The 10,036-nt window shown below is 66.5% G+C and carries 10 protein-coding genes; 3 read left to right on the top strand and 7 right to left on the bottom strand.

The window, feature by feature from the left end; translation table 11 throughout:
* Positions 1–18: 18 nt before the first annotated feature.
* Positions 19–963: an oxygenase MpaB family protein gene (locus ACFVVI_RS33550; RefSeq protein ID WP_387448754.1), complete on the bottom strand. Its 945-nt coding sequence runs from the start codon at positions 961–963 to the stop codon at positions 19–21.
* A gap of 103 nt (positions 964–1,066) precedes the next feature.
* Here ACFVVI_RS33550 and ACFVVI_RS33555 point away from each other — a divergent pair, with 103 nt between their 5' ends.
* The gene (locus ACFVVI_RS33555) at positions 1,067–1,699 is read left to right on the top strand and encodes a TetR/AcrR family transcriptional regulator (protein ID WP_379220430.1); all 633 of its coding nucleotides are present in this window, start codon (positions 1,067–1,069) and stop codon (positions 1,697–1,699) included.
* Positions 1,700–1,708: 9 nt separating this feature from the next.
* Here the strand turns inward: ACFVVI_RS33555 and ACFVVI_RS33560 are convergent, their stop codons facing one another.
* The 5 genes from ACFVVI_RS33560 to ACFVVI_RS33580 form a co-directional block, all read right to left on the bottom strand.
* Complete coding sequence (locus ACFVVI_RS33560) at positions 1,709–2,083, bottom strand: hypothetical protein (protein WP_387448758.1); 375 nt, start codon at positions 2,081–2,083, stop codon at positions 1,709–1,711.
* Positions 2,084–2,199: 116 nt separating this feature from the next.
* Positions 2,200–4,062 (bottom strand): VWA domain-containing protein, encoded by a 1,863-nt coding sequence (locus ACFVVI_RS33565; RefSeq protein ID WP_387448761.1) that lies wholly within the window; start codon positions 4,060–4,062, stop codon positions 2,200–2,202.
* Between the two features lie 99 nt (positions 4,063–4,161).
* Positions 4,162–4,641, bottom strand: a complete 480-nt coding sequence (locus tag ACFVVI_RS33570; protein WP_387448763.1) for a barstar family protein — start codon at positions 4,639–4,641, stop codon at positions 4,162–4,164.
* Positions 4,641–5,135 (bottom strand): ribonuclease domain-containing protein, encoded by a 495-nt coding sequence (locus ACFVVI_RS33575; RefSeq protein ID WP_387448766.1) that lies wholly within the window; start codon positions 5,133–5,135, stop codon positions 4,641–4,643. Before ACFVVI_RS33575 ends, ACFVVI_RS33570 begins: the two co-directional genes overlap by 1 nt.
* Positions 5,132–5,911 carry an exodeoxyribonuclease III gene (locus ACFVVI_RS33580; RefSeq protein WP_387448769.1) on the bottom strand — a complete coding sequence of 260 codons (780 nt, stop codon included), beginning with the start codon at positions 5,909–5,911 and terminating at the stop codon, positions 5,132–5,134. Before ACFVVI_RS33580 ends, ACFVVI_RS33575 begins: the two co-directional genes overlap by 4 nt.
* A 67-nt stretch (positions 5,912–5,978) precedes the next feature.
* Here ACFVVI_RS33580 and ACFVVI_RS33585 point away from each other — a divergent pair, with 67 nt between their 5' ends.
* The gene (locus tag ACFVVI_RS33585; protein ID WP_387448772.1) at positions 5,979–6,833 is read left to right on the top strand and encodes an alpha/beta fold hydrolase; all 855 of its coding nucleotides are present in this window, start codon (positions 5,979–5,981) and stop codon (positions 6,831–6,833) included.
* Between the two features lie 43 nt (positions 6,834–6,876).
* Here the strand turns inward: ACFVVI_RS33585 and ACFVVI_RS33590 are convergent, their stop codons facing one another.
* Positions 6,877–8,106: an acyl-CoA dehydrogenase family protein gene (locus tag ACFVVI_RS33590; protein ID WP_387448775.1), complete on the bottom strand. Its 1,230-nt coding sequence runs from the start codon at positions 8,104–8,106 to the stop codon at positions 6,877–6,879.
* Between the two features lie 193 nt (positions 8,107–8,299).
* On the opposite strand from ACFVVI_RS33590, the gene ACFVVI_RS33595 reads away from it, so the two are divergent.
* On the top strand, positions 8,300–9,922 hold the full coding sequence (locus tag ACFVVI_RS33595) for a purine-cytosine permease family protein (protein ID WP_387448778.1): 1,623 nt from the start codon (positions 8,300–8,302) through the stop codon (positions 9,920–9,922).
* Positions 9,923–10,036: the final 114 nt, after the last annotated feature.

The raw sequence follows: 10,036 nt of genomic DNA on the forward strand, positions 1-10,036 counted from the left end.
CGAATCTTTCCATGCCGCTCAAGCGGAATTTCGCTGCACCCAGTTGCGTGGATCGACACCGGGCATGCTCGGGTGGCCCGTCTTGACCATGCGCTGTTCGCGACGGGCGAGCAGCTGATAGGACGGGGCGCTCGGCCCGGCGAGCGTGCCCGCCAGTACCCGGGGCGCCAGCGGCGGGACGACATGGGCGGTGCGGATACTGCGGCACAGCGCGCGGTGCGCCAGTTCGTCGGAGATCCCCCACTCGATGCCGTACATCTGCCTGATCCGCGCCGGCAGACTGCCCTGGACCAGCAGATACAGCGCGGTACCGACCTGTTCGGCAGGCGGGCGCAGCCGGTACGCCTTGCGATGGCCCGCCAGATAGGAGCCGACCAGTTCGGCCTCCTCGGTGAGGAACAGTTCGGTCGAGTTCAGGTAGCTGTCGAAGTAGCGACGGAAGGCCGGGTAGTCGGCGGGTGCGGCGTCGCGCGGCATGCCGAACAGTTCACCCCAGCGGACATAGTCCTGGTAGAGGTCTTCGCGCTCGGTGGCCGTGAGTTCGCGGACCAGGCGGTCGTACATCACCTCGGCCGAATCGAAGGTGAAGGCCATGGTCATGAACATCAGGTGCGGATCGTGGGCCGCGTAGGCGGTGCCTGCCGGATGGTGGGCGCCCGCGTCTTCGGGCAGGGTGCCGACCACCGCGTCGTGCTTGCGCCGGGTGAAGGCCAGCGCGCGATCGGCCTCGGCCAAGCTGCCGAGGAACACCGCTTCGAACAGGGCGCCGGTGATGGCCAAGCGGGTGTACGGGGTTTCCCGATGCGCGGTGTGTTCACTGGTGCCGACGAACAGCAGCGGATGCACCGCGCCGATCACCAGCGCTCGCACGCCGTAGGTGAGACCGACCGCACGCTTGCTCATCACCCGCCGGATCATCGAATCGTCGGCGAAATATCCGGGTTCGCCCTGCCGTGTGGCCATGTTGCGCCTCCTCGTCGAGTGCATCTGGCAATAGAATCCCCCAGAATTGATATTCTGGCAAGAGTCTCTACCAAAACACCGCGAGAGGACGGCAGCACGCACAATGGACGCTGTGGCAGCACAACGGACATACGGTGGCGTTTCGGCGCAGGAGCGGCAATCCCAGCGGCGGACCGCGCTGCTGGACGCGGCGCTCGACCTGGTCGCCGCCGATGCCAAACTCACCGTCGCCGGCCTCTGTGCGCGCGCGGGCCTGAACGAGCGGTACTACTACGAGAGTTTCGACAAGCGCGACGACGTCCTGGAAGCCCTGCTCGACCGCATCGCCGACGAACTCACCGCGGCGATCGCCACCGCGCTGGCCACCGCGCCCGCCGACAGCCGCGTTCAGGCCCACGCCGCGATCGACGCGGGCATCTCGGTGCTCACCGACGACCCGCGCAAGGCCAGGGCCGCGCTGATCGCCGGAATGGCCACCCCGGAGCTTCGCGCCCGTACCGCCAGGACGGTGCGGGCGTTCGCCCGGCTGGTCGCCGCCGAGGGCACCGGCTTCTACGGCGGCGACGTCCCACAGAACCTGGTCGACTTCCGGGCGATCTACCTGGTCGGCGGCCTGACCCAGACCCTTACGACCTGGCTCGCGGGCGACCTCGATCTCACCCGCGAGGAACTGATCGACCAGATCACCGACGTTTTCGTCCTGCTCGGCGACGACCTCGCCGGTCGCTACCGCTGAACGATCCCGCTACAGGGGGAAGCACGCGCCGGTGCACGGCTCCGACGACCCGTTGCTCAGCCAGCCGATCAGGCGCCAGAACTGAATGTCCACATTTTGCACCGAGCCGGCACCGGAACCGCTGTCCGCGATCTGCGCACCGTTCGCAGGCTGGGACGGAAGGGGCACGCACACATCGAGCATGACGCCGTCGCATTCCGCGGCGGAACCGCTCGACAGCGCGCGCAGCAGGTTGCCGACCAGGTCGCTCGATCCCGGGGACGCCTCAGCGACCAGCTCGACATCCGACCGCTGGGGTGCGAGACCGCTATCGGCCGTTGCCATTCCGGCCGACGCCACCATGACAGCGGCGAAGATACCCACGCCGGCCAGTACTCGCTTCATCAAGTTCTCCTCACAGGCAACCCTGGATGGCCGCTCCGCGAAGACGTTAAACGGACTGATCAGGCAATGACAGCCGTCAATTGCAGTGGCATCAGAACATCCGGCGGAGCACTGCGCTATCGACGAGTTCGTCTGCGCAGCAGAGTGATCGCGATGACACCGCCGATGGTGAGGGCGAACGCGATGACGGCGATGCCGGTACCGAGCAGTGCCGTGGAGTTGTCGTCGTCGGCGGCCTGCGCGGTGTCGGGCACGTTCTCGATCGAGCTATCGGTGGACCCGGGCACAGCCCGATACGTGGGGCCCGCCTCCGGCGTTCCGGTCACCACGACATCTAGCTCGACCGGCACGGGACGAACGACACCCGGATCATTCTGTGTCGGACTGACTTTCACCGCGATGTAGTACCACCCGGCGAGCGCGTTCTCCGACACTTCCCGGTCCGAGGATTCGCGGTTGCGATAGCGAACCTCGGGGATGGCCAAAGCCTGCTTGTTCGAGGGCAGAATGTCGGGCGCACCGTTGTAGCTGGCGAATTCGTCGGCGGCCTCCTTACGGTACGGCGTGTACAGCGTGGTGGTGACGACCGAGACGTTGTCGAGGCCACGGCCCGGGGTCTCGAGGAAACGCACTCGATAGGCCAAGCCCTGACCCCAGTCGAGTTTCACCTTGTAGAAGACGAATTCGCCGCGCTGCACGGTGTCGCCGTAGACGCCGGAGCCGTCGAGGGCCGTTGCCACGTTGAACGAGCCGCCACCGGCCAACGGTACGACCGGACCGCTCGGCGCGGTGAACGACGCCGGTTCGGGTTCCGCCGGGCGGCCGCCGTCGGTGACGCCCGGTTCGACGGTGACATTCAGTTCCAGTGGCAGCGTCACCGGCGCGTTGTCGGCGACACCCGACCATTCCACACTGAAGTAGTACCGGCCGCCGCCCTTGCACTTGTCGGTGCGCGCGGTGCCGTCTTTCGCATCGGTCGCGCCGGTCCATTGCGAGCTGACCGTGAGCGCGACGCCATCGGTGGATCGGACGGCGTTCTCCTGTTCGGAGGCGTTGCAGTCCTGGCCCTCCACGCCGGCGACCCGCAGGCGCAGACTGTTGTTCGAGCTCACCGCGTTCTCACCACGGGGGAAGGAGACGGTCCCGCTGAAGTACGCGGTCGCTCCCTCGGGGACGTCCACCGCGTAGTAGCGGGGCTTCTTCTGCCCGATGGTGTCGAGGTACTGCCCTGGCACTACCGCCGGTGCGTCCTGGTATCCGGCAGCGCCTTCGACGGGGGTTCCCGCCGCGGTGTAGTCGCGCAGTGCCGCAGTGCTCACCCGGGGCAACACCCGCTCGAGCGCCTTGCCGTCGGCGGCGTCGGTATAGGTGCCGCCGGTGGTGTCGGCGATGCAGATGAGCTGGGCGCGCGAGGCATCATCGACCCCGAAACCGATGGTGTGCACGACGATCGAGGCGCCGTCGGCACTGAGTTCACGGGCTACTTCGCACGGGTCGGGCGGTGCACAGGTGTCGAGGCCGTCGGAGACCAGCACGATCGAGCGCGGGCCCTCGGTAGGCAGGGCGCCCGCGGCGGTGCGCAGTGCGGCGCCGATCGGGGTGAAACCGCTGGGGGTGATCCTGTCGACGGTTGATGTCAGCGCGGGTTTGTCGATGGTGTCGGCCGGTACGAGCACCGAGACGTCACGGCATCCCGCGGGCTTTTCCGCGTCGGTGGATCCAGTGCCGGTGCCGTAGACCGACAGTCCGACTTTCGCCGAGGCGGGCGCGGTCGTCACGAAACCGCGTACGGCTGTCCTCGCAGCGTCCATCTTGGTGCCGCCGCCCGGATCGGCCGCCAGCATCGAACCCGAGGCATCGAGCACCAGCATGGTCGGTGCGTACTGGGTCTGCGTCGGCGCGGCGAACGCGGGAACCGCGAGCGGGAGCAGGCCGATCGCTCCCGCCGTCGCCAGACCGATCACCTTCGCGAAACGCACGGCAGAGCTCCGTCCCGATCCGCCGGATCTCGACGCACCAGGGACCGACCCTAGCCGGACAAACCGCGCATAAGGAACCTTACGGATGCGTGCTGGACGTCAGTCTGTCAGCGAAACCGCGTCGAATTTCTCCGGATCGCCCTGCAAGACGACACGGAACGCGACCTCGCGGCGCGCCCAATACGCGGCGCAATCACGGATGGCGGAGTCGAACCAGGTGCGTTCGGTGGGTTCGGCGGCGAGCAGGTCGTCGGCGGTGCGGATCACCGCGACATAGCCCGGGGCGTCGCCCACGAAATCGTCGAGGTCGCGCAGGCATTCGTCGAAGGCGTCCTTGTTGGCGCCGAAGTAGTACGGGAACTGGAAGGCGGCGGCGAACTCGTCGAACAGCTCTGCCGTGGTGCGCATCTTGGTTCCCCGCAGTTCGCGCACGCGGTAGTCGGCGGGGGCGTCGTAGCGGACGCCGCTGAACTGGTTGGCGTCCACCGGCAGCGCACCGAGCACCGGCGGCGCGGTCGCAGCCGGCGCTTCGGGGGTGGGGCGAGCAAGGAACTGCGACAGCGTCATTCGCGGAGTCATCAGCGCATCCTCGTGAAGGTTTCGTAGTGGTCGCCGGTGTACCAGGCCGAACCGTCGCTGCCGGTGACGATGCGTTCGGCGTCGCGACCGCGATTGGGCTGCTTGGGATTCACATCCCACTCCTGGTATTTCACCGCTTTGCCCGCCGAATCCTTGGGCGGCAGTTTGGTTCCCCGGTTCATGAACTGCTCGCCGCCCTTGGTGCCCTGCGCGTTGGCCGAGCCGGGCCAACGCCCCGCGTCGATCTCGACGAGGGTGACATAGGCGCGGTCGGGCACACCCGCGGTCTTGGTGACCGGTGAGGCCGACGAATTCCCGGCGGGCGGGCCAGGTTTCGGCGCGGACGCGGTGGTGGTGATGCCGGCGACGGCACGCGTGGTCGACGTGACGGTGGTGCTGTCGCTACCGCGACCGCCGAACACGGTGAGGCCGATGGCCGCCAGGACGAGGACAAGTCCACCGAGCAGGCTGAGAGTCTTGCGTGAGAGTGTCATCGATACTGAACAGTAACGGGCGCGTGGTCGGACCAGCGCTGGTCGTAGGCGTCGGCCCGTTCGACGACGGCCTGCTTGGCGCGCCCGGTCAGCTCACCGAGAGCCAGCTGGTAATCGATGCGCCAGCCGGAGTCGTTGTCGAAGGCGCGGCCGCGGTAGGACCACCAGCTGTAGGGGCCCGCGACGCCGGGATGCAGGGCGCGCACCACGTCGACGTAGCCCGCGGCGAGCAGGTCGGCGATCCAGGCGCGCTCCTCGGGCAGGAAGCCCGCCGACTTCTGATTGCCCTTCCAGTTCTTCAGGTCGACCTCGGCGGGGGCGATGTTCCAGTCGCCGCTCACCACGAACTCGCCGGTGCGCGATTTCAGGTACGCGCCGAGCTCGGCCATGAACCGGTACTTCTCGTCTTGTTTGGGGGTGTTCTCCTCCCCCGAGTGCACGTAGACGCTCGCCACGGTGACCTCACCGAAGTCGGCTTCGATATAGCGGCCCGACGCCGCGAACTCGGTGCTGCCGAACCCGATGCGCACGGCATCGGGGGCGCGCCGCGACAGGATCCCCACGCCCGCGCGGCCCTTGGATTCGGGCTCGGCGTGGGAGAGGACCCAACCCGCGTCGAGCGCGGGGGCCAGCGCCGCCGCGGTCTGCGCATCGGTCGCCCTGGTCTCCTGCAGGCAGACGATGTCGGCTTCGGTCGCCGCCAACCAGGCTGTCATGCCCTTGGTCGAAGCGGCACGGACCCCGTTAACGTTCACAGTCGAGAGGATTATCGGCACCGTACGACCGTACAATGCAGGCAGGGATGCTCCCCCGGACACCGTCGTCCAGGAAGGGGTGATGACGATGACGTCACGCACCGCCAAGTCCACCGCCCGCCCCACGCCCGTCGCGGCGTTGCACATCGGGTCCGGCGACCCGGTCTTGTTGCTGCACGGATTCCTGCTGTCGCCACACTGCTGGGAGCAGGTCGCGCAGCGGATGTCGGCACATTGCGAGGTGTACGCGCCCGCGTTCGCCGGGCACTGGGGTGGCCCGAAGGTCGAAGGATGGGCGCTGGATGTGTACGCCCTGGCCGATCAGATCGAAGATCAGCTCGACGAGCTGGGCTGGCGCACCTGTCATATCGCGGGCAATTCGCTCGGCGGCTGGGTGGGACTCGAGCTGGCCCGACGCGGCCGGGCTCGCACACTCACCACCATCGCCGCGGCGGGTGGCTGGGCATCGCCTTCGCTGAGCCAGGTCAGGATCGGCGTCAAGTTCGCGTCGATGATCCCCTTCATCGAGATCGGCAAACGCCTCGGTGGTGCGGCGATCAACAACGCGCTCGTGCAGCAGGTGGCCGCATTGCTGGTCGCCAAGCACACCGGTGCTGTCGCGCGCCGTGATCTCGCGACCCTGCTCACCGCCGTCCTGCATTGCGAGGCGATGATCCCGCTCATCCTCGGCAGCCTGCGCGCGCCGGGCATGGACGACCTGGGCGAGCTGAGCACCCCGGTGCGGATGCTGCTCGCCGAATACGACCGGATCATCCCCAACAGCGTGTACGCCACCCGCTACCTGCGCGAACTGCCCGAGTCGGCGGATCGGATCCTGATACACGGGGTGGGGCATGTGCCGATGCTGGAGGCGCCGGACCGGATCGCCACGCTGATCGCCGAGCACATCTACGCCAGCCGCGGGCACCTGCGCGCCGTGTGATGAGATCCCGGCCGCGACAACACTGTTCGCGGCCGGGGCCGGTTCACTTCCCGAGCAGTCCCTTGGCGATGTGGGTCACCTGGATCTCGTTACTGCCCGCGTAGATCATCAGCGACTTCGCGTCACGGGCCAGCTGCTCGACCCGGTATTCGCTCATATAGCCGTTGCCGCCGAACAACTGCACCGCCTCCATCGCCACCTCGGTGGCGGCCTCGGAGCAGTACAGCTTCATCGCCGAGGCCTCGGCCAGGCTCGGCGGCTTGCCCGCGCGAGCGCGCTCGAGCACGTTGAACACCATGTTCTGCACGTTGATTCGCGCCACTTCCATCTTGGCCAGCTTGAGCTGGATCAGCTGGAAGCGCCCGATCTCCTGCCCCCACAGCGTGCGGTTGCGCGCGTAATCGACACAGAGCCGGTGACATTCGTCGATCACGCCCAGCGCCATGAACCCGACGCCGATCCGCTCGGCGGTGAAACTGGCTCTGGCGCTTTCTCTTCCGTCGCCGCCCTGGTGTTCCTCGGTCTCGCCGAGCAACCGGTCCTTGCCGAGCCGGACATTGTCGAAGAACAACTCGCCGGTGGGTGAGGAGTGCAGGCCCATCTTCTTGAACGGCTTGCCCTGGGTGAGGCCTTCCATGCCCGTGTCGAGCACGAACGTGAGCACCTTGCGGTCGCGTTTGCCGGCGCCGTCACCCTCGTCGAGCTTGGCGTAGACGATCATCACGTCGGCGCACGGGCCGTTGGTGATGAAGGTCTTCTGGCCGTTGAGGATGTAGTCCTCGCCGTCGCGTTCGACGCGAGTCTTCATGCCGCCGAACGCATCCGAGCCGGAATCGGGTTCGGTGATCGCCCACGACGCCACCTTGCGCAGGGTGACGATGTCGGCCAGCCAGCGCTGTTTCTGCGCGAGGGTGCCCCGCGACATGATGGTGGTGGCGCCCAGCCCGATGCTCACCCCGAGGGCGGACACCAGACCCATACAGACACCGGACAATTCGCTGATCAGCACCGCCATCATCGACTGCTGATCGCCGAACGGGCTGCCCGCCTTCTTGCCACCTTCGCTCGGACCCGCCGCTTCCTTGGCGAGCATCTTCGCGACGGCATCCTCACCCATCGCATCGATCCCGAACTGACTGAACAGCTTGCGCAGGAGGGGATACGGCAGCATCTCACCGCTGTCGAGGGCGTCGAGGTTCGGCCGGACCTCCTTGTCGATGAACGCCCGCACGGCGTCGCGGATCATCAGATCGGTCTCGGACCATTCGAACACTGTCGTCTCCTGACGCTCGCTCCGCCCAAAAACATACACGCGTGCTTGTTTTTGCGGAGCCGTTTCGGTGACCCCGGTCACCATCGGGCTGCGTAACAGCGGCGTAACGGATCGGAAAATTCGCGTCTACATCTATGCAGGACCGTCTGTGAGTCGCCGGTTACGTGCGGCAGCGGATGAAGGAGAGAGGGAAATGGCCGGAGCAGATACTGCCGCCAAAGAAACACTCGAGGACTACACGCTGCGTTTCGCCCCGCGGAGCTACCGCAAATGGAGCCCCGCCGTCGTCGGCATCTCCGCACTCGGCGGCATCGCCTACCTCGCCGATTTCGCGATCGGCGCGAATATCGGCATCGCTCACGGCACCGGAAACGCCCTGATCGGCATCGGTATCTTCGCCGTGGTCGTGATGCTCACCGGATTTCCGCTCGCCTATTACGCGGCGCGCTACAACATCGATCTCGACCTGATCACGCGCGGCAGCGGATTCGGCTACTACGGCTCCGTGATCACCAATATCGTGTTCGCGTCGTTCACTTTCATCTTCTTCGCGCTCGAAGGTTCGATCATGGCGCAGGGCCTGTTATTAGGCCTCGGAATTCCGTTGTGGCTCGGCTATCTCGCCTCCACGATCATCATCTTCCCGCTGGTCATCTACGGGATGAACACCCTGGCCAAACTCCAGGTGTGGACCACGCCCCTGTGGCTGCTGCTGATGGTGGCGCCGTTCGGCTTCCTGCTGGTGCGCCACCCCGATTCGGTGGGTTCGTTCTTCGCCTACGGCGGGGAGAACGGTGAGGGTGTGAGCGTTTCGGGGGCGCTGCTGGCCGCCGGTGTTTGCCTGTCGCTGATCGCCCAGATCGCCGAGCAGATCGACTACCTGCGCTTCATGCCGCCGCGCACGCCCGAGAACCGGGCCAAGTGGTGGGGCTGGATGCTGCTCGCCGGTCCCGGCTGGGTGCTGTTCGGTGCGGCCAAGCAGGTCGTCGGCCTGTTCCTCGCGGTGTACCTGATCGCGAACCTGCCCGCCGCGCAGGGCATCGCCAACCAGCCGGTGCACCAGTTCCTGGAGATCTACAAGGACATGGTGCCGGGGTGGCTGGCCATGACGCTGGCCGTGGTGCTGGTGGTCATCAGCCAGGTCAAGATCAACGTGACCAACGCCTACTCGGGCTCGCTGGCCTGGACCAACTCCTACACCCGCGTCACCAAGACCTACCCGGGCCGTCTGGTGTTCCTGGTGGTCAACCTCGGTGTGGCGCTGGTGCTGATGGAAGCGAACATGTTCGACTTCCTCAACAACATCCTCGGCTTCTACGCCAACTGCGGCATCGCCTGGATCGTCACCGTGGCCACCGATATCGCGGTGAACAAGTACCTGCTGAAGATCTCGCCGAAGGTGCCGGAGTTCCGGCGCGGCATGCTCTACGACTTCAACCCGGTGGGTCTGGTCGGCTTCGGGCTGTCGGCGGTGCTGTCGATCATGACCTTCTTCGGCCTGTTCGGTGACCTGCTGAAGCCGTACTCGCCGCTGGTCGCGGTCCTGGTCGCCTTCATCGCGACCCCGCTCACCGCGATCGCCACCAAGGGCAAGTACTACCTGCGACGCACCGACGACGGCATCGAGGCGCCGATGTTCGACGAACACGGCAACCCGTCGGGCGACCTGCTCACGTGCCACGTCACCGGCATGGACTTCGAGCGTCCGGACATGATCGCCTCGGCGGTGCCGGGTCCCGAAGGCGAGATCCAGTACATCAGCTCGCTGGCGCTGTCCACGGACAAGGACGGCAAGCACCTGCTCCCCAGGCAGTAATTTTGGAGCGCTGGCGCGCTCGAGTTCGCGGCCCCTTCGGTCCCGTCGATCAGGCACCGTTGCTTTATCCATAATACCCAAAGCAAAGGCACCAGAAACTCAGGAAGGCCCCGA

Origin of the sequence: Nocardia sp. NPDC058114 (assembly GCF_042884695.1) — a bacterium.
Lineage (GTDB): Bacteria > Actinomycetota > Actinomycetes > Mycobacteriales > Mycobacteriaceae > Nocardia.